Annotated in this window: 16 protein-coding genes; 8 read left to right on the forward strand and 8 right to left on the reverse strand. The window is 45.7% G+C overall.

The window, feature by feature from the left end; genetic code table 11:
• The first annotated feature begins 2 nt into the window (after positions 1-2).
• Positions 3-2,414, forward strand: a complete 2,412-nt coding sequence (locus AB6D93_RS04170; RefSeq protein WP_102333886.1) for a bifunctional aspartate kinase/homoserine dehydrogenase II — start codon at positions 3-5, stop codon at positions 2,412-2,414.
• 276 nt (positions 2,415-2,690) lie between these two features.
• A complete protein-coding gene (metF, locus tag AB6D93_RS04175; protein WP_009848888.1) occupies positions 2,691-3,590 on the forward strand; it encodes a methylenetetrahydrofolate reductase in 900 nt (299 codons plus the stop codon).
• 124 nt (positions 3,591-3,714) lie between these two features.
• Here the strand turns inward: metF and AB6D93_RS04180 are convergent, their stop codons facing one another.
• The 3 genes from AB6D93_RS04180 to argE form a co-directional block, all read right to left on the reverse strand.
• Positions 3,715-4,254 (reverse strand): PadR family transcriptional regulator, encoded by a 540-nt coding sequence (locus tag AB6D93_RS04180; protein ID WP_017061141.1) that lies wholly within the window; start codon positions 4,252-4,254, stop codon positions 3,715-3,717.
• 348 nt (positions 4,255-4,602) lie between these two features.
• Positions 4,603-7,239 carry a phosphoenolpyruvate carboxylase gene (gene ppc, locus AB6D93_RS04185; protein ID WP_170791819.1) on the reverse strand — a complete coding sequence of 879 codons (2,637 nt, stop codon included), beginning with the start codon at positions 7,237-7,239 and terminating at the stop codon, positions 4,603-4,605.
• Between the two features lie 251 nt (positions 7,240-7,490).
• Positions 7,491-8,627 carry an acetylornithine deacetylase gene (argE, locus tag AB6D93_RS04190; protein ID WP_004729680.1) on the reverse strand — a complete coding sequence of 379 codons (1,137 nt, stop codon included), beginning with the start codon at positions 8,625-8,627 and terminating at the stop codon, positions 7,491-7,493.
• A 153-nt stretch (positions 8,628-8,780) separates the two neighbouring features.
• Between argE and argC the strand changes: the two genes are divergently transcribed.
• From argC to argH, 4 genes are all read left to right on the forward strand, one after another.
• Positions 8,781-9,785, forward strand: a complete 1,005-nt coding sequence (gene argC / locus AB6D93_RS04195; protein WP_017063685.1) for an N-acetyl-gamma-glutamyl-phosphate reductase — start codon at positions 8,781-8,783, stop codon at positions 9,783-9,785.
• 12 nt (positions 9,786-9,797) lie between these two features.
• Positions 9,798-10,586 carry an acetylglutamate kinase gene (argB, locus tag AB6D93_RS04200; protein ID WP_017063686.1) on the forward strand — a complete coding sequence of 263 codons (789 nt, stop codon included), beginning with the start codon at positions 9,798-9,800 and terminating at the stop codon, positions 10,584-10,586.
• 113 nt (positions 10,587-10,699) lie between these two features.
• Entirely contained in the window at positions 10,700-11,911 is a 1,212-nt protein-coding gene (locus AB6D93_RS04205) for an argininosuccinate synthase (protein ID WP_017061137.1), read from the forward strand.
• Between the two features lie 347 nt (positions 11,912-12,258).
• On the forward strand, positions 12,259-14,133 hold the full coding sequence (gene argH, locus AB6D93_RS04210; protein WP_017061136.1) for an argininosuccinate lyase: 1,875 nt from the start codon (positions 12,259-12,261) through the stop codon (positions 14,131-14,133).
• A gap of 255 nt (positions 14,134-14,388) precedes the next feature.
• Here the strand turns inward: argH and AB6D93_RS04215 are convergent, their stop codons facing one another.
• A complete protein-coding gene (locus AB6D93_RS04215) occupies positions 14,389-14,637 on the reverse strand; it encodes a DUF3624 domain-containing protein (protein ID WP_029235423.1) in 249 nt (82 codons plus the stop codon).
• An 87-nt stretch (positions 14,638-14,724) separates the two neighbouring features.
• On the opposite strand from AB6D93_RS04215, the gene AB6D93_RS04220 reads away from it, so the two are divergent.
• Complete coding sequence (locus AB6D93_RS04220; protein ID WP_017071317.1) at positions 14,725-15,084, forward strand: RidA family protein; 360 nt, start codon at positions 14,725-14,727, stop codon at positions 15,082-15,084.
• A gap of 69 nt (positions 15,085-15,153) precedes the next feature.
• Here the strand turns inward: AB6D93_RS04220 and AB6D93_RS04225 are convergent, their stop codons facing one another.
• From AB6D93_RS04225 to AB6D93_RS04240, 4 genes are all read right to left on the reverse strand, one after another.
• Positions 15,154-16,842, reverse strand: coding sequence for a hypothetical protein (locus AB6D93_RS04225; RefSeq protein WP_017063690.1), 1,689 nt, complete (start codon positions 16,840-16,842; stop codon positions 15,154-15,156).
• 245 nt (positions 16,843-17,087) lie between these two features.
• A complete protein-coding gene (locus AB6D93_RS04230) occupies positions 17,088-18,554 on the reverse strand; it encodes a dihydrolipoyl dehydrogenase (protein ID WP_102333885.1) in 1,467 nt (488 codons plus the stop codon).
• A 274-nt stretch (positions 18,555-18,828) separates the two neighbouring features.
• A complete protein-coding gene (locus tag AB6D93_RS04235) occupies positions 18,829-19,557 on the reverse strand; it encodes a glutathione peroxidase (protein ID WP_017061133.1) in 729 nt (242 codons plus the stop codon).
• Positions 19,558-19,601: 44 nt separating this feature from the next.
• Positions 19,602-19,781, reverse strand: a complete 180-nt coding sequence (locus AB6D93_RS04240) for a hypothetical protein (protein WP_017096544.1) — start codon at positions 19,779-19,781, stop codon at positions 19,602-19,604.
• Between AB6D93_RS04240 and oxyR the strand changes: the two genes are divergently transcribed.
• Complete coding sequence (oxyR, locus tag AB6D93_RS04245; RefSeq protein WP_017061132.1) at positions 19,780-20,673, forward strand: DNA-binding transcriptional regulator OxyR; 894 nt, start codon at positions 19,780-19,782, stop codon at positions 20,671-20,673. The two genes, AB6D93_RS04240 and oxyR, sit on opposite strands and share 2 nt — an antisense overlap.
• Positions 20,674-20,780 lie beyond the last annotated feature (107 nt).

Below are 20,780 nucleotides of genomic sequence, written 5' to 3' on the forward strand. Positions count from 1 at the left end.
CAATGGCAACCTTTCGCCAGCTACATAAATTTGGTGGTAGCAGTTTAGCAGACCCTGAGTGTTACTTACGCGTGGTCAACATTCTTAGAGAGTATTCATCAGCAACAGACTTAGTGGTTGTTTCGGCAGCAGGCAAAACCACTAACCGTTTGATTGAGTTTGTAGAAGCGCTTGATAAAGATGGGCGTATTGCTCATGAGTGCCTACAAACCCTTCGTCAGTTCCAGCTTGAACTGATTGAAGCACTGCTTGAAGGTGAGCCTGCAGAGCAACTTACGGCGACTATCCAACAAGAATTTACCGCTTTGGGCGAGCTAACGGCTCCTCTAAGCGAAGCACAAAAAGCACAAGTCCTAGGTCACGGTGAAGTTTGGTCTTCACGTCTGTTAGCTGCTTTGTTGTGCCAACATGATTTACAAGCTGTCGCACAAGATGCTCGTGCTTTCTTACGTGCAGAAGTGGGCGCTCAGCCTGAAGTGGATCGTGCTCGTTCTTATCCTCTGATTAAAGAAGCCTTGGCGCAACATGCCCATTGTCGTGTGGTGATTACCGGCTTTATGGCGCAAAACACTGAAGGTGAAACCGTATTACTTGGTCGCAATGGTTCAGACTATTCAGCAACCGTGATTGGCGCTTTAGCTGAAGTGGATCGCGTAACGATTTGGAGTGATGTAGCAGGCGTATACAGCGCTGACCCTCGTCTGGTTTCAGATGCGTGTTTACTGCCTCTACTTCGTCTTGATGAAGCAAGTGAACTCGCTCGTCTTGCCGCACCTGTGCTTCATAGCCGCACACTACAGCCAGTCGCGCAAAGTGCTATGGATCTCAGCTTACGCTGCAGCTATCAGCCGGAGGCGGGCTCTACACAGATCGAGCGTGTACTGGCATCGGGTCGTGGCGCAAAAATCATTACCTCTTTGGATGAAGTGCTTATCGTGCAACTGACCTTTGGTCACGGCCATGATTTCGACCGTCTAGAGAGTGAAGTGCTTGAAGGGCTTAAGCGTGCTCAACTTGAGCCGCTTGCTTATGAGCTTGAACCGGATCAACACTGTTTGCGTCTTGCCTACACAGAAGAGATCGCTGGTGGTGCATTAGAATATCTCCAAGACCATGCGATTGAAGCGGAAATTAAGCTAAAAGAAGGTTTCTCTCTGATTGCTGCAGTGGGTGCGGGTGTGACTAAGAACCCTAACCATTGCTACGGTTTCTACCAGCAGCTTAAGAGCTCGCCGGTTGAGTTCATCTCAGAAGCGAACTCAGGCTTAAGCTTGGTGGCTGTGATTCGTAAGAGTGAAACATCAAGTCTAGTGAAAGGCATTCATTCTCAACTGTTCCAAGCGCAGAAGCGTGTTGCGATTGCCTTGTGTGGTAAGGGCAATATTGGTTCAAGCTGGTTAAGCCTGTTTGCTGAGCAAAAAGCGGAACTTGAAAAGCGCCGTGGAATGAACTTTGAATTGGTTGCCGTGGTTGATAGCCAAACCTATTGGTTCGACGATCAAGGCATTGATGCGACTTCGGTAGGTAAGCGCTTTGACGACGAAGCTATTGCTAACAATGGTAACGACTGGTTAGAGCGTTTGGGCTCTATTCAAGGTTATGACGAAGCAGTGGTTCTGGATGTGACTGCGAGCCCAGTGCTTGCAGCAAAGTATCTGCAAATCGCACAACAAGGTATTCACCTAATCTCGGCGAACAAGGTGGCAGGTTCTGCATCGAGCGAGTATTACCATCAAGTACAAGATGCTTTCGCTAAGATCAGCCGTCATTGGTTGTACAACGCGACAGTGGGTGCTGGATTGCCGATTAACCACACGGTACGTGACCTACGTGAAAGTGGCGATGATATCATTGCGTTGTCTGGCATTTTCTCGGGCACGTTGTCTTGGTTGTTCCAACAGTTTGATGGCACCGTGCCGTTCAGCGAGTTGGTTGACTTAGCATGGCAACAAGGCCTTACGGAACCTGACCCTCGTGCTGACCTAGATGGCTCAGACGTGATGCGTAAGCTGGTGATTCTGGCGCGTGAATCTGGTTTGGATATCGAACCTGAAAACGTAAAAGTGGAATCGCTCGTACCTGCAGAGCTGCAAGATCTATCTGTGGATGACTTCTTCGACAAAGCTTCTGTACTGAGCGAAGAGCTGGCTGAGCGTTTAGAGAAAGCGCACTCTCAACAGAAAGTTCTGCGTTACGTAGCGCGTTTGGAGAAGAACGGTAAGGCAACCGTAGGCGTTGAAGCACTGTCTAAAGAACATGCTCTGGCGAACTTGTTGCCTTGCGACAACATCTTTGCGATTGAGAGCAAATGGTACAAAGATAATCCATTGGTTATTCGTGGCCCAGGTGCCGGTCGTGAAGTAACGGCAGGTGCAATTCAATCTGATTTAAACAGAATGTCTAGCCTGTTCTGATACTCAGATCGGTTGGTTTAGTGTCTAAATGGCATACTATTCACTAAGATAAATAAGGCTGAAAGCACGATGTGTTTTTCAGCCTTTTTTCTACATTATTTCTGCTTTGCGACCCATCTAACGACTTGAGTTTTACTCACGATCTACTTGAGAAAAATTCATAATGGATCTGTTGACATTAAATCGTATTCAATACATTCTACAGACATATAGACGTCTAAACGTCGTTTAAGGATTTGAGTTTTTAGTGGTTGCTTTTGCCACAGGGAGAGTAAGATGGGATACACACACGCTAGTCATATCGACGCTTTAAATCAGAATATCGCTGAGCTTTCTGACAACATCAATGTGTCATTTGAGTTTTTTCCACCGAGCAGTGAGAAGATGGAAGAGACCCTGTGGAACTCTGTTCACCGCCTTAAAACACTTCAACCAAAATTTGTATCGGTAACTTACGGTGCAAACTCGGGTGAACGTGACCGTACCCACTCAATCATTAAAGAAATTAAAAACCAAACCGGCCTAGTGGCTGCACCGCACCTAACGTGTATTGATGCAAGCCGTGAAGAGCTGATTCAAATTGCCGACGATTACTGGGCAAATGGTATCGAGAGTATTGTTGCGCTACGTGGTGATATTCCAGCAGGCGGCGGCGCGCCAGATATGTACGCATCTGACCTAGTCGAGCTACTTAAATCTCGCCACGATTTTGATATCTCAGTAGCGGCATTCCCTGAGGTTCACCCTGAAGCAAAAAGCGCTCAATCTGATCTTATTAACCTAAAGCGTAAAGTCGATGCGGGTGCTAACCGTGCTATCACTCAGTTCTTCTTCGATGTTGAAAGCTACCTACGTTTCCGAGACCGCTGTGTGGCGGCTGGTGTAGATGTTGAAATTGTTCCGGGCATCCTACCGGTTTCTAACTTCAAGCAAGCGTCTCGCTTTGCTGCGATGAACAACGTAAAAGTACCGGGTTGGATGGCGAAGCAGTTTGAAGGTTTGGATGATGATCCAACGACTCGTCAGCTTGTTGGTGCTAGCCAAGCAATTGATATGGTTCGTACACTGAGCCGTGAAGGTGTGAAAGATTTCCACTTCTACACGCTAAACCGTGCAGAAATGACTTATGCACTTTGCCATACGCTAGGTGTTCGTCCGCAAGTCGCTGCGCTGTAAGAAAAGTCTAAGAAGTAAAGCCTAAGCACTTGTAAAAAGCCTCTGGCAGTAACATTTCAAATCCTATAGATACAAAAAAGGCTTGGACTCATAGAGTTCAAGCCTTTTGCTTTTCTAGCTTAACTTAAGCTAGAGCGCCAAGTTCAAGCAGTACTTCTTCAGCCCATACAATCCATGCTTCACGGATAAGTAGGTTACGACGAAGTGTTAGACGCTCAAGGCGTGCTTGCTTGTCTAGTGTCGATGGCGTTGCGTAGTAAGCTGCTTCGATTTCACGGTAGTGAGAAACCAGTTTGCGAGACTCTTCTACTAGCTCAGCAAGTTGTACACGGTAAGCGTCAGAAGGTTGTACAGCACAAGCCATTAGCTTAGCTGAGAACTCGTCACGAACGGTTGGGTGTGCAGTTGGTTGTTCAAACCATTCACCTAGCGCGCCACGGCCAGCATCAGTGATAGAGTAAACTTTACGATCAGGTTTGCCTTCTTGAGGCTCAAGCACGCAAGTTACCTGGTCGTTCTGAGCCATTTTATTTAGCTCGCGGTAAACTTGTTGATGGCTAGCTTTCCAGAAGTAACCAATGCTTGCGGAGAATTCTTTTGTGATATCGTAACCAGTAGCATCGCGTGTACTTAAAACGGTTAGAATTACGTGTGGTAATGACATGTCTGAAATCCAAATGGTAAACAGTAAACAAATACTTAAACAACAAGTGTGCTTCTAATGGCACGTTATATTGGTTATGTCTAAGTAGCACCAACTCATCGGTTGGTTATGTCACCTTACAAAGCCGTTTATCACCTAGGTTGACCAGTTTATTGGTCAAGATGCTGCAGATTATTTTTTGGAGTGTTTCCGCAGCGGAGCAGTAGTATATCTAAATAATAAGCATAAAGTAGAATACATGGACAAAATAACCCAAAAAACTGACAAAAAACTCAGTATTGCTTATTTTGTGAAATAAAAAGGTCGCACTAGGCGACCTTTTGTCTGTTGAATGGTAGGAATCACTAATTAACCAGTGTTTCGCATGCCTGCTGCAATGCCTGCAATCGTCACCATTAGCGCTTCTTCAAGCTCTGCTGGTGGTGTTTCACACTTACGAGTACGGTAAAGCAGTTCAGCTTGAAGCATGTTTAGTGGCTCAACGTAGATGTTACGTAGGCGGATTGACTCAAGTCCCCAAGGGTCGCTCTGCATTAGGTTCTCGTTGTTCTCAACATTTAGCACGGCTTTGATGTCTTTTTGCAGCTGTTCACGCAGTAACTCACCTAATGGTAATAGCTCTTCGTCAACAAGGCGTTGGTCGTAGTACTTAGCGATTTCCATGTTGCACTTCGAGTACACCATTTCCAACATACCGAGACGGGTAGAGAAGAACGGCCACTCGCGACACATCTCTTCGAGCAGGGCTTGATGGCCTTGATCTACAGAGTACTGAATCGCTTCACCAGCGCCTAACCATGCAGGCAGTACCAAACGGTTTTGGCTCCAAGAGAAGATCCATGGAATCGCACGTAGGCTTTCTACGCCGCCGTTCGGGTTACGTTTCGCAGGGCGAGAGCCAAGAGGCAGTTTACCTAGCTCCAGTTCAGGTGTCGCTTGACGGAAGTAAGGTACGAATTTCTCTTCGCCACGAACCACGTTGCGGTAAGCCTCACAAGATACTTGAGATAGCACTTCCATTAGGTCGCGCCACTCTTGTTTTGGCTCAGGTGGCGGCAGAAGGTTCGCCTCTAGAATCGCGCTTGCGTAAAGGTTGAAGCTGTTTACAGCAACGTCTGGTAAGCCAAGTTTAAAGCGGATCATTTCGCCTTGCTCTGTTACACGTAAACCGCCTTTCAAGCTCTTAGGTGGCTGAGAAAGAAGAGCAGCGTGCGCCGGAGCACCACCACGACCAACCGTACCGCCACGACCGTGGAATAGAGTCAGTTCAATGCCTTCTTCATCACAAACCTTAACCAGTTTGTCCATTGCATCATATTGAGCCCAACCTGCAGACATTACGCCCGCATCTTTCGCTGAGTCAGAGTATCCGATCATCACCATTTGGTGGTTCTGGATAAAGCCACGGTACAAGTCGATGCTCATTAGCTGTTTCATTACTGCTTCTGAGTTGTTCAAGTCGTCTAGCGTTTCGAACAGCGGACATACGTCCATGCGGTATGGGCAGCCACATTCTTGCAGTAGTAAGTGAACAGCCAGTACATCTGATGCAGTACGAGCCATAGAAATTACGTAAGCACCGAAGGCTTCACGAGGTTGAGCAGCAATAACCTTGCAGGTGTCTAAAACCTCTTTAACCTGTTCAGATGGCTCCCAATCGCGAGGAAGAAGCGGACGCTTAGAGCTTAATTCATTGGTTAAGAAAGCAATCTTGTCTTGCTCGTTCCATTGGTCGTAGTCGCCAATGCCTAGGTAGCGAGTCAGTTCAGACAGTACATCTGAGTGACGAGTACTTTCTTGACGAACATCGAGACGAACTAGGTGTACACCGAACGCTTTTAGGCGGCGCAGAGTATCAAGCAGAGAACCGTCTGCGATTACGCCCATGCCACATTCGTGCAGCGATTGGTAACATGCGTAAAGCGGTGTCCAAAGTTGCTCGATGTTCTGTAGTGTTTCTTTCTTCGGAACCTCTGTGTCATGCAATTTTGCATCCAGCACTTCTAGCGTGTTGTTCAGTAGAGTGCGTAGGTTCTTCAGGATTGCACGGTAAGCTTCGTGTTCATCACCTGCTAGCTCACGAACGGCATCATTACACTTAGTCATCGACAGTTCGGTAATCAGCTCGTTTACGTCGCCTAAGTAAAGATCGGCAGCTTTCCAACGAGATAGGCGCAGAACTTCCTTAGTGATGGTGTGCGTTACGAATGGGTTGCCATCGCGGTCACCGCCCATCCAAGATGAGAAGTGTACTGGGCGTGCATCGATCGGCAGGCCTTCACCAAGATAACCTTTTAGTCGGCCATCCATTTCACGTAGGAAGTCAGGAACGGCTTCCCATAGAGAGTTTTCTACAACCGCAAAGCCCCACTTAGCTTCATCAAGTGGCGTTGGGCGTTGTTGACGAATCACATCTGAGTGCCAACCTTGAGCGATCAGTTGCTCTAGGCGGCGTTCGGTTTTCACGCGCTCTTTGTGTGATAGGTCGCTTAATTCTAATTTAGACAGACACTCGTTGATCTTAACTAGCTTGTTGATCATGGTGCGACGAGTGATTTCTGTTGGGTGTGCAGTCAGAACGAGTTCAATGTTCAGGTCGCGAACGGCTTGAGCCGCGTCTAGCTTGCTGATGTCATTCTGGTTTAATTTGGAAAATAGAGATTGCAGCACGTCTGGTTCACAAACATGCTCCTCACAGTGGCGAGAGATGGTGTGGTACTGCTCTGCCATGTTGGTGAGGTTGAGAAATTGGTTAAATGCACGAGCAACAGGAGTGAGTTGTTCGTTCGGCAGGTTTTTGATTTCTTCAACTAGGCTGTCACGGTCAGCTTTGTTGCCTGCGCGGGCGGATTTGGAAAGTTTACGGATAGTCTCCACTTTCTCTAAGATAACGTCACCATGTGCATCTTGGATTGTGTTACCTAGCAAGCGTCCCAGCATGCTTACGTTACTCTTGAGAGCGGCGTATTTCTCGTTCATTGTCATCCTGCCTCGTAAAAAAATTACATCCATTGTTCCTTGTTAAGTACACAATCTAGCGAAAAGTGCTGTATCTAGTCAAATAAAGCATTCTAAGTTTGCAATTATTAGTTTTCGAAATGCGGGAGAAGTAAATTTCCCAATAGTTCGGAATTAAAGTGAAATTTAATTACAAGATCAGGCTGTGTCTGGGATAACAGAATAAAAGCCACCTTTTAGGGCAGCTTTTATAAAAAGTATCGCAAGGGTAGCAATAACTAGAAACAATATTTACGAATAGATTTACTCAGAACATCAATCGTTGGATCGATAAAATCGAAGCTTAGGAACTCATCTGGTTGGTGAGCTTGGTCGATAGAGCCCGGCCCCAGCACTAAGGTTGGGCAAAGTTCTTGAAGGAAAGGTGCCTCAGTGCAGTAGTTGACGGTTTGCGATTCAATCTCACAAACGGATTCCATGCCACCAATAAATGGATGGTCGTGTTGGCACTCATAACCTGGGATAGGTTCGTGCAGTGGCGTAATCTCGATTCTGCCCGGCCATTTTGCTTCCACTTCTTTAAGTGCGCTGCGCAGCATGTTATCCAAGCCATCTAGGCTGATACCTGGCAAAGGACGCACATCATAGTGCAGCTCACAGCAACCACAGATACGGTTCGCGCTGTCGCCACCGTGAATATGGCCAAGGTTTAGAGTGGGGCTTGGAATTGCGAAACCCGGGTGGTGATACTCTTTGACTAGCTTGTCACGCAGTTGCATTAAAGCGAACAACACTTCATGCATGATCTCGATGGCGTTGACACCTAATGCAGGATCAGAAGAGTGACCTGATTTACCCGTTACTCGCACAGCGTTAGCAACATGGCCTTTATGGCCACGAATCGGCACAAGGCTGGTTGGCTCACCAATAATGCAGTAATCCGGTTTAAACGGTGCATTTTCAGTGAAATGACGCGCACCCAGCATGGTGGTCTCTTCGTCACAGGTTGCCAATACATATAGCGGCTTGGTCTGTTTGCTCCAATCCATCTTCTTTGCCGCTTCATAAACGAAAGCGAAAAAGCCTTTCATATCGGCTGTGCCTAATCCATAGAAGCGATTGTTGTGTTCTGTTAGTGCGTGAGGGTCGAAGTTCCAACGTCCTTCATCAAATGGCACTGTGTCGCTGTGTCCTGCGAGTAGCAAGCCACCTTCGCCCGATCCCATCTTAGCGACCATATTATGCTTGCCGGGTTCGACTTCCACGACTTCAACGCTAAAGCCTACGTCTTTAAACCATTGAGCCATTTTTTCGATCACTTTCTCGTTGCCATGATCCCAGCTTGGATCGGTCGAGCTAATAGAGTCTGTGGAAATTAGGCCTTTGTAGACCTCAAGAAAACTCGGTAATTGCATAATAACTTCACTTCTACTATTGACAGGAAAACCATAAGTCGGTAAAACACATATTAAATCATATTTAATGCATAAGAAATCAAATAAAGCTAAAAATTAAGTATGAATAGTCAAATTTGAAATGTAACTTACCTCAAAAATGGATGTGTTGAGATGTTGAAAACCACGATCATTGGCGCAAGCGGCTACACAGGAGCAGAACTGGCTCTAATGATAAACAGACACCCTGAGCTCACGCTATCAGGTTTATATGTCTCAGCCAATAGTGTAGACGCAGGTAAACCTATTGCGGCACTGCACGGTAAGTTAGCTGGTTTGATTGATATGCCAGTACAACCTTTAACAAATCCGGAAGAAGTAGCTAAACAGTCTGATGTGATTTTCTTAGCAACGGCACACGAGGTTAGTCACGACCTAGCGCCAATCTTTCTAGAGAACGATTGCCAAGTCTTCGACCTATCGGGAGCATTCAGAGTTAAAGGCGAAAACTTCTATCAAGAGTTTTACGGTTTTGAACATCAACACGAACAATGGCTAGACAAAGCGGCTTACGGTTTAGCGGAATGGAACGAACAAGAAATTAAAGAAGCTCAGCTTGTCGCTGTCGCGGGTTGTTACCCAACGGCATCACAACTGGCGATTAAACCTTTGGTTGAGGCCAAGTTACTGGATGAAAACCAATGGCCAGTGATTAACGCGACTAGCGGTGTGACTGGTGCAGGCCGCAAGGCGACGATGGTTAACAGCTTCTGCGAAGTAAGCCTGCAAGCTTATGGCGTCTTCAATCACCGTCATCAACCTGAAATGGCTGCACATTTAGGATGTGATGTGATTTTCACTCCACACCTCGGCAACTTTAAGCGCGGTATTTTAGCGACCATCACCATGAAACTGGCTGAAGGCGTGACAGAACAACAGATACAAGATGCCTTTGAACAAGCTTACCAAGGTAAACCAGCAGTGAGACTACTCGAAGAGACACTGCCAAGAATTCAAGATGTAGAACAGACACCTTTCTGCGACTTAGGTTGGAAGGTTCAAGGTCAACACATCATCGTTGTTTCAGCGATTGATAACTTATTAAAGGGTGCATCTAGCCAAGCGATGCAGTGTTTAAATTTACGTTATGGTTTTGCGCCATTAACTGCGTTAGTGTAAGGAAATCTAGATATGAGCCTTAATAATCAACCATTAATCATAAAGTTAGGTGGCGCAGCGCTATCTTGTGGTGAAACACTTAGCAAGTTATTTGGTGCTATCTCTGCTTACCAACAACAGGCACAACGACCAATCGTGATTGTTCACGGTGGCGGTTACCTTGTTGATGATTTGATGAATAAGTTGAATCTAGAAACCGTTAAGAAAGAAGGGCTACGTGTTACTCCTTATGATCAGATCCCTGTGATCGCTGGTGCACTAGCGGGCACGGCCAACAAACTACTTCAAGGTCAGGCAATTAAAGACGGTATCAATGCCGTTGGTTTAAGCCTAGCAGACGGTGGTTTATGCAAAGTGAGCGAACTGAACCCTGAACTGGGCGCGGTAGGAAAAGCGGAGCCGGGCGACTCAACCGTTCTGCAAGCGATTCTTAATGCGGGCGCACTGCCAATCATTAGCTCAATTGGTCTTACTGAGCAAGGTCAACTGATGAACGTCAATGCCGACCAAGCTGCGGTTGCCGTTGCGGGCGCACTTGATGCTGAACTGGTACTGCTTTCTGATGTAAGTGGTGTGTTGGATGGCAAAGGCCACCTCATTCCAAGTCTTAATCAACAGCAAGCCGATGACCTTATTGCCGGCAAAGTGATTACCGACGGCATGATCGTTAAGGTTCAAGCTGCACTAGAAGCCGCTAACGACCTTGGACGACCAATCGAAGTTGCCACTTGGCGATACCCAGAAAAGCTAACACAACTGTTTTCAGGTAAAAGCATAGGAACACAGTTTTTACCTCAGTAGGTCTCACAACGAGTCACTACTTAAAGAATTTAGACAAATTAAATAAACATATAATTATGAAGTCATTTCCAACGCTGACCGCCATGTGCAGTATGGAAACTAGGAGAAAGAAAATGAGCAAAGTTAACGTAAAGAAAGTTGTAGTAGCCTACTCTGGCGGTCTAGACACATCAGTAATCATTCCATGGTTGAAAGAGAACTATGACTGTGAAGTGGTTGCGTTTGTTGCGGATGTTGGTCAAGGCGACGAAGAGTTGATTGGTATCGAAGAGAAAGCAAAAGCTTCTGGTGCATCTGAGTGTTACATCGCAGACCTTAAAGAAGAGATGGTTGCTGACTACATCTACCCAACGCTGAAAACGGGCGCTTACTACGAAGGTAAATACCTACTAGGTACGTCGATGGCGCGTCCAATCATCGCGAAAGCACAGGTTGAAGTCGCACGTAAAGTAGGTGCAGACGCACTGTGTCACGGCTGTACTGGTAAAGGTAATGACCAAGTTCGTTTTGAAGGCGCATTTGCTGCACTAGCACCTGATCTACACGTAATTGCACCATGGCGTGAATGGGATCTAGTGAGTCGTGAAGAGTGTCTAGATTACCTGGCTGAGCGTAACATCCCTTGTACGGCTTCTCTTACTAAGATTTACTCGCGTGATGCAAACGCATGGCACATCTCAACAGAAGGCGGCGTTCTAGAAAACACATGGAATGCACCTAACGAAGATTGCTGGGCTTGGACTGTAGACCCTGAGCAAGCGCCAAACGAATCTGAAACAGTGACGCTTAAAGTTGAAAAAGGCGAAGTGGTTGCGGTTGATGGCGAAACAATGACGCCATACAACGCACTGGTTTACCTAAACGAGAAAGGTGCTAAGCACGGTGTTGGTCGTATCGATATCGTAGAGAACCGTCTTGTTGGCATGAAGTCTCGTGGTTGTTACGAAACTCCGGGTGGCACAATCATGATGGAAGCACTGCGTGCAGTAGAGCAACTGGTTCTTGATAAAGCGGCATTCGAATTCCGTGAAGAGCTCGGTGTTAAGGCTTCTCACCTTGTATACGATGGTCGTTGGTTCACTCCACTATGTAAGTCAATCCTTGCCGCGACAGAAGAGCTAGCACAAGACGTGAATGGTGAAGTGGTTATCAAGCTTTACAAAGGCCATGCAACGGTGACTCAGAAGCGTTCTGACAACAGCCTGTACTCAGAAGAGTTTGCAACCTTTGGTGAAGATGAAGTTTACGACCAAAGCCATGCTGAAGGCTTCATCCGCCTTTACTCGCTATCAAGCCGTATCCGTGCTTTGAATAGCCAAAAGTAATCCTAACAATGAGTTAGTGAGTTAGCCTTTGATGAAAGATTGAAGGTTAGTAAACAGACATTATTATGCAAAGCCCATTCACTATTGATTAGTGAGTGGGCTTTTTACTTTCTATTTGCCTAATAAATCAGCTTCGGTTTTTCCTATCGGATGGCATATAATTCGCGCTCCACGCTAAAAATAATCAATGGATTGAACTGTTGGTGAATAAATATGTGAAAATAATGATTTAATACTTTATTTTCATTTTGAATTGCCGTAAGTTTAAACCATCAGAAAAATACTGAATCTTAATCAGAATTATCATTTGCAAAAACAGTGAGCACTGTGCAATTAGGAGATACACAATGGCATTATGGGGCGGTAGATTTACCCAAGCAGCAGACACCCGGTTCAAAGATTTTAACGATTCTCTTCGTTTTGATTACCGATTGGCTGAGCAAGACATTGTGGGCTCAATTGCCTGGTCTAAAGCTCTACTGTCGGTCAACGTATTAACAGAAGAAGAGCAACAGAAGCTTGAGTTAGCGCTGAATGAGCTAAAACTTGAGGTGATGGAAGATCCTGAACAGATTCTACGTTCTGATGCAGAAGATATTCACAGCTGGGTTGAGCAGCAACTTATCGGCAAAGTCGGTGACTTGGGCAAAAAACTTCACACTGGCCGTTCTCGTAACGACCAAGTGGCGACAGACCTGAAACTATGGTGTCGTCAGCAAGGTAACCAACTGCTACTGGCATTGGATCGCCTACAAAGCCAAATGGTGAACGTTGCTTCTCAGCATCAAGAAACCGTGCTTCCTGGCTACACTCACTTACAACGTGCTCAGCCGGTAACTTTTGCTCACTGGTGCTTGGCTTACGTTGAAATGCTTGAGCGTGATTATTCACGTTTGAATGATGCGATTAAGCGTCTAGACACATGTCCGCTGGGTTCTGGTGCCCTTGCTGGAACAGCTTACCCGATGGACCGTGAAGAGTTAGCTCACAACTTAGGTTTCCGTCGTGCAACGCGCAACTCTCTAGATTCAGTTTCTGACCGCGACCATGTGATGGAGCTAATGTCGATTGCTTCTATCTCTATGCTTCACCTTTCGCGTCTTGCAGAAGATATGATTTTCTACAACTCAGGTGAATCAAACTTCATCGAGTTAGCGGATACCGTGACGTCAGGTTCATCTCTGATGCCACAAAAGAAAAACCCAGATGCGCTAGAGCTTATCCGTGGCAAAACTGGCCGTGTTTACGGTTCATTAGCGGCAATGATGATGACAGTAAAAGCTCTGCCTTTGGCGTACAACAAAGACATGCAAGAAGATAAAGAAGGTCTGTTCGACGCTTTAGATACTTGGAATGATTGTATGGAAATGGCAGCACTCTGTTTTGACGGCATTAAAGTGAACGGCGAACGTACACTTGAAGCCGCGAAACAAGGCTACGCGAACTCAACTGAATTGGCTGATTACCTAGTAGCGAAAGGGATTCCTTTCCGTGAAGCTCACCATATTGTTGGTGTGACGGTAGTGGCGGCGATTGCTAAAGGCTGTGCATTAGAAGAATTAACCATCGCAGAGATGAAAGAGTTCTCTGAGGTGATTGAGGAAGATGTGTATGACATCCTGACCATTGAATCGTGTCTTGAAAAACGTAGCGCGCTAGGCGGTGTATCTCCACAGCAAGTGGCTTACGCGGTTGACCAAGCTGAGAAACGTTTATCACAGCGTGATACGTCCATCGTCAAGGTTCGTCCTGCTCGTCTGACCGATATTGAAGCGTTGGAAGGTATGGTCGCTTACTGGGCGAACATGGGTGAAAACCTACCTCGTTCTCGTAATGAACTGGTGCGTGATATTGGCTCGTTTGCGGTCGCAGAGCATCATGGTGAGGTGACAGGTTGTGCATCACTCTATGTGTATGACTCTGGCCTAGCGGAAATCCGTTCACTGGGTGTCGAAGCTGGCTGGCAAGGTCAAGGGCAGGGTACCGCAATTGTGCAGCACTTGGTTGAGAAAGCGCGACAAATGGCCATCAAGAAGGTGTTTGTGCTGACTCGTACTCCAGAGTTCTTTATGAAGCATGATTTCTTACCAACATCGAAATCTCTGCTGCCTGAGAAGGTACTGAAAGATTGTGACCAGTGTCCTCGTCAACATGCGTGTGATGAAGTGGCATTGGAAGTGAACTTGGTAGAGCAGATAATTGCTAAGGTTAATGTTGCATAAGGCATTGATTTTATAGCTCCTAAAAAAAAGATCAAAAATCTGATCTTTTTTGGGAACAAACTAAGAAAAGCCCGGTCTATTAAAGTACCACTGCTTTTTCTTAGAATTTTCTAAGAAAGCCCTAGAATCGATTGGTTCTGGGGCTTTTTTCTATCTGCTGTTCGGGAAATGACAATAGCTCGAAAATTATGATGAATTATCGGATTGTTTAGCCCTGTCTCTAATCACTACTCTTTATCCAATAAAGACTTCCAGCTAACGTTTTTTGCCCTTTAACGGTAGCACCACAAACTTCATGACCCAATGCAACGACAGCAAGCCACTGAACGCGAAAGCGGCCATCATCAACGCGATGGCATTGATGGTTTTTGGGTCTTCTCTGAAAAACAGCCACCATACTCCCCAACTCAAAATCGACAACACCATCAGCTGATTCATGCAACGCTGGCAGCGACCGAGTTTGTTACGGATTTTTTCACTTTTATTGCAATGAATGCATGTCATCTTGGGTTTGATTCGCGTTATGCTTGTTGCCCTGATAATAACACGTCACAAGATATTGGATCACGGTGACACAGAGAGAGAAAGTCGATGATTGAGCGCCAAGAAACCAAGCAACGTATGAGCCGTATTGTTAAACACAACGGTACTATCTACCTATGTGGCCAAGTTTGTGCTGATGCAACTAAAGACATCACTGAACAAACTCAAACCATGTTAGATAAAGTAGAAGCGCTACTTGAGCAAGCAGGCAGCGACAAAGAGCACATGCTGTCAGCAACGATTTACTTGAAAGACATGAAAGACTTCCAAGAAATGAACGCAGTTTGGGATGCATGGGTTCCAGAAGGCCACGCTCCAGCTCGCGCATGTGTGACAGGCGACATGGCTCGCGAAGCGCTACTTGTTGAGATCTCTGTGATTGCTGCTGAGAAAAACAGCTGTTGTTAAGTCATTCTTAGTTCAATGAAAAGCCTCGCTGTTATGCGAGGCTTTTTTATATGACTAATTCTGAAACAGTTAGCTAGATACTTTTTGCATTATGCTACGACCAACAACTTGACCCGACTTAGATTTCTTCGTACGGATTAACAAGCCTTGATCCCAGTCTGTCCCAGCAGGTTGGTATTCCCATTTGACGAAATACTCTTTATTGTCAGAGCACACGTCACCCTGAACATAGTCATCTTGATCACAGAAGCGCACGACCGTGTTCAACTCTGTAAGGGTTGCCTGAGATTGTCGACCTGTTTGGTTGAACCACCAATAATCGATGTTAGCTAAATCTTCATAGGTGTATGGTTCGTCATGGGTATTGTCTTGTGCGGTTCCATTTTGACATTCCGAACCGCTGATGGTGACATTGGATTCTGAGAAAGAGTAGCTTTCCTTCGCTACGGAGTTGTCTGCGCAAATCTGAGTGTTAACCCATTCACCTTCAAAGTTTACGTAGCGCTCACCTCCAGCCTCATCTACAGGATAATAGAATGCGACTAACTGAGTGTTTCGGCTATCGGTGCAACTTGATGGCGATAGATCACAGCTATCTCCATTTAACTCTGTTTTGTTAGTAATCTCTGTGTAGATGCCAGTAATCGGGTCGTAAGCTCCTGAGATAACTTCACGCTGCCATGCGGAGTCGATATCTCCATCATCTTTATCGTCTCGAACTCGTTCATTGAAGTGATTTAACTCACTAATAGTGCTTGCTTGGAATGGACCAAAATTGAACTCATCCCAAGGAAATGGTTCGTTGGTTTCTTGAACACCTTCAGGGTCTTGCAGTTGGTAAGCGAATGTCCCATTTTTAATGATCGAATAATTTTCGTCGGGGATTCCATCACAGCTTTTATCAACAAAGTTATGGCCTGCCGCGAGGCAGTTTAAATAATCTTCAGCTCTGCTTTCCGAAAGGGATGTGTCGTTTGAGCCAGCAAGCATAACTACGTTTTCTGAATCTAAAGTGAAGTCCATAGATGTCATGCCACGAGTTTTTTCAAAGAGCTCGATTGGCAGGGTTTTATCTGCATGTACGTAGGTAAATGTTTGTGGGTCTAAGTCTGTAGCGATTTTATACTGAGTAACATCGATATAGCGTACGTGTTTATGACCACCTTGTGCGAACGGGTTGTTGGTATCAACGTCTCCACGCACCATTTCACCAAAAGAATCAGACATATGTGCGATAGCTTCAGCGTCAGTCACTATGTTCGTGGAAGCAACGCCAATCTCAGTTAAAAAAGTCTCAACACTGCTGATATTGTCGAGTCTAAGGTTGACTAACGCATCAGCAACTTGCTGATCGTCTCTGTCTTGTAGCTTTTCCGGGATAGTTAAAACGCCGCTTCCGGAACTACCAAATTGGTTATTAACAGACTGGAGTAGAACCGCTAAGTTTATCGCTCTGTTGTATTTACCAGCTGCTTCAAACGGTGTTACTACTTCTTGCACTGAAGCTGCTCCTACTTTTACACCATCAGGACCACCAATATAAAAGGTGACTGAATCGTTCGGGAGGGCGTTGAAATTCCCTTCTGAATCCGTTACTCCATTTAACCCTGAGCTTGTTGTGTATGATAACCCTTCAACAGCAGAATCAATAAATTGGTATGAGGTTATAGTTTCCTCGCTTGATCCTGAATTGGAGTCTGAGCCGCACCCAATTAAAGCCAAAGTAATGGTTGCTGCTAGCAAACTTTGTTTGAACATTACATCTTCCTTGTGAACATTTTAGTTGTAGTAAATTGCTGAAAATTCCCTTTATGGAATAAAGGTCACCTTTCGATGAGTTACTATTATAGAGGTATGCAAGGGGATGAATGGAAGTGTCGAAATGTATCTAAAAGTAACCAAGTGACTTTAATCATACTTGGTGTGGAAAACATTATGAAATATGTGGGTAAATAGAAAAATAGCTTACCAAAGGTAAGCTATTTATATTAAATATCAATAATTTAACAACCAGGGCCACAATCTAGGCAGTGTTTCACCATCTCTGGGCCTAGGTGCAGTTTCGCATTCAGGTCACGTAGGGCAGTTCGTACACCCTCTTCGATTACTGGGTGGTAGAACGGCATGTCTAGCATCTCAGAAACCGTCATCTTGTTCTGGTGTGCCCATGCTAACAAGTGAGCCAAGTGTTCTGCGTTTGGTCCCATCATCTCAGCACCAAGGAAGCGGCCTGTACCTTGCTCGCCGTATACGTGCAGAATACCTTTGTTGCGCAGCATCACTCGAGAACGACCTTGGTTTTCGAAAGACACTTCACCCGTTGCGAAACAGCCACATGTGCCCAAGCGTGTGGTGATCTCTTTGTAGGTTTCACCAACCATCGCGATTTGCGGGTCAGAGAATACTGCCGAGATTTTAGAGCGGCGTAGGCCTGCACGAATCTCTGGGAAGCGACCTGCATTGTCACCCGCAATACGAGCTTGGTCTGCTGCTTCATGCAGTAGAGGCAGTTGGTTACTCGCATCACCAGCGATAAATATTGATGGTAGTGATGTTTGTAGCGTGTAGTGGTCTGCGATTGGCACACCACGTTCATCAAGCTCTAGAGAGGTATTCTCTAAGCCAAGCTTGTCAGTGTTAGGGCGACGACCTGTTGCTGCTAGTACGTATTCAACGACGTTAGTTTCTAATTCACCTTGTTTATTGATGAACTGGATTTCGACACGTGGCTCACCCGATTCAGTGGTAATGCGCTTCATGCTTTCGATTTTCACGTCGGCATCGAGATAGAACTCTTCATTGAAAGCTTTATCTGCATAAGCCATGATCTCTGGATCAGTTACTGGGCCAACTTGACCACCCAAACCGAACAGTTTGGTCTTCACACCTAAGCGGTGCAGTGACTGACCAAGCTCAAGACCAATAACACCAGGGCCAAATACCGCAACCGATTCTGGTAAATCATCCCAGCTGAACACGTCGTCGTTAATGATCAGGCGATCGCCAAGCTCATTCCAAACGGCAGGGTATGCAGGGCGAGAACCGGTCGCGATAACAATACGCTTAGCGGTGACAACCGTGTGGTCATCAATTTGTAGTGTGTTGTCATCTAAGAACTTTGCGTAGCCAGCGATCTTGTCTTGCTCTGGGATTTCATCAACACCTTCTAAAACAAAACCAACAAAACGGTCACGCTCAAACTTCACTCGGTTCATCACTTCACGGCCGTTAATCACGATATCACCTTGTGGGTGAACGCCAAAAGCCGGAGCTTTCTCGATTTGGTGTACGCTTTCCGCAGCTGCAATAAGCAGTTTAGATGGCATACAACCAACACGAGCACAGGTTGTACCGTAAGGACCACCTTCAATCATCACGACACTGTCAGTGTGTGCTTTTGCAGCGCGGTAAGAACCTAAACCTGCCGTACCGCCCCCGATAACTGCTACATCTACATTGACTTGTTTCATAATAATTTTCTCGCAATGGCTAAATTTGGTTTGAACGAACCCCTCCAACTCTGATGATTTTTTGAGAGTCAGGATTGCGGGTCAGTTTTGTGATTCTGTTTTATTAGGTTTAGCTTGTGACTCTGCTTTTATTGCTAACTATAGGTTAGTAAAAGACAGGCGAGTCACCAGCTATATTCTTTTTCCCAAAACTCAGATAAGAGTGTTTGGAATAGCTAACCCACAAGAGGGTGGGTTAGCTGATACTTCTAAGCCTATATCGGCGATGAAGCGATTAGCCTAGGAAAGTTTCTAGTTCTTCACTACCACCGATGTGTTTGCCACCGATGAATACTTGAGGAACGGTAGTGCGACCAGAGATTGCACGTAGGCTTACTGTTGTTGCATCTTTACCTAGAACCACTTCTTCGTAGTTCAGACCTTTGTCGATTAGGTTCTGTTTTGCTTTCATACAGAAAGGACAGCCTGGCTTAGTGAATACTGTGATTGACTCTTGCTCTTTGTGCTCAGGAGCAAGGTAGTTAAGCATAGTATCTGCATCAGAAACCTTGAACGGGTCGCCTGGTACGTCTTCTTCGATGAACATTTTTTCTACCACGCCGTTTTTAACCAGCATGCTGTAACGCCATGAACGTTTGCCGAAGCCGATGTCGTTTTTCTCAACTAGCATACCCATGCCGTCTGTGAAATCACCGTTACCATCTGGGATGAAGGTGATGTTTTCCGCTTCTTGGTCTGCTTTCCAAGCGTTCATTACGAATGTGTCGTTTACTGAAACACACAGAATGTCATCAACACCGTTTTCTTTGAATACAGAGTGTAGCTCGTTGTAACGAGGTAGGTGGCTTGACGAACATGTTGGCGTAAACGCACCTGGTAGGCTGAATACGATAACTGTCTTGTCTTTGAATAGCTCTTCAGTAGTTACGTTAACCCATGCATCACCTTGGCGAGTTGGGAATGTTACTTGAGGGATTGATTGACCTTCTTTAGATGCAAACATATTGATTTCCTTAAATAGTATTTTTAATTTTGTTCTATCAGAGCTTAACGTTTTTCTTCGCTCTGTTTCGTTTCGTTGAGCCCATTATTAGATAAATCCTTTGATAGCTCTAATCGTTTGATGTTATGGTTTTGATAGGTAAATTCTATCAAGAGCATTTTTCTTTTAAATGTTTCTATTAGAACCCTTGTTCTTATTAAAACCTGAGGTAAGAGACTGATCATGAACATTCGTGACTTTGAATACTTGGTGGCGCTCGCAGAGCATAAACACTTCCGAAAAGCGGCAGAAGCGTGCTTTGTCAGTCAGCCGACACTAAGCGGTCAAATACGCAAACTCGAAGATGAAATTGGACTTCAGTTAACCGAGCGTAGTCCAAGGAAGGTGATATTTACAGAATCAGGGTTACAACTTGTTGAACAAGCCAAGCGTATTCTCAATGAAGTAAAAACTTTTAAAGATATGGCGAGTGGACACGGTGAAGCGATGACGGGGCCAATGCACATTGGTTTTATTCCAACCGTGGGTCCTTACATCTTGCCTAAGATTGTTCCTCATCTTAAAGAGAGCTTCCCAGATCTTGAGCTTTACCTGCATGAAGCTCAGACCCATCAGTTAGTGAGCCAACTTGAAGATGGCAAGCTTGATTGCTTAGTACTGGCTGCGGTTGATGAAACGGCGGTGTTCAAAGAGATCGATGTGTATGACGAGCCGTTAAGTGTTGCCGTTCCATGTGACCACGAGTGGGCTCAGCAAGACACTGTCGATATGCTGCAGCTAAATGGACAAACCGTACTTGCGCTAGGTGACGGTCACTGTTTGAGAGACCAAGCCTTGGGCTTCTGTTTTGCTGCGGGCGCCAAAGATGATGAGCGCTTTAAGGCAACCAGCTTAGAAACGCTGCGTAACATGGTCGCGGCGGGGGCGGGGATTACCTTGCTTCCTCAGCTATCGGTGCCGAAAGAGAAGCAGAAAGACGGTGTGTGTTACGTACCTGCTGTGAATCCAACACCTTCACGTCGCATTGTTGTTGCCTACCGTCCGGGCTCTCCATTGAAGGGACGTTTCGAGCAATTGGCTGAGACGATTCGAACTCAACTGGAGAAGACGGCTTAGCGCTTGAATTTAGAGCCTAGTCTGGTCAGATATAGATATAAAAAAAGGGTTGATATGAATGCATATCAACCCTTTTTGTTGGTTCATGTTACTAGGTTCTACAAACC

Source organism: Vibrio sp. 10N.247.310.23 (assembly GCF_041467155.1).
GTDB lineage: Bacteria > Pseudomonadota > Gammaproteobacteria > Enterobacterales > Vibrionaceae > Vibrio > Vibrio crassostreae_C.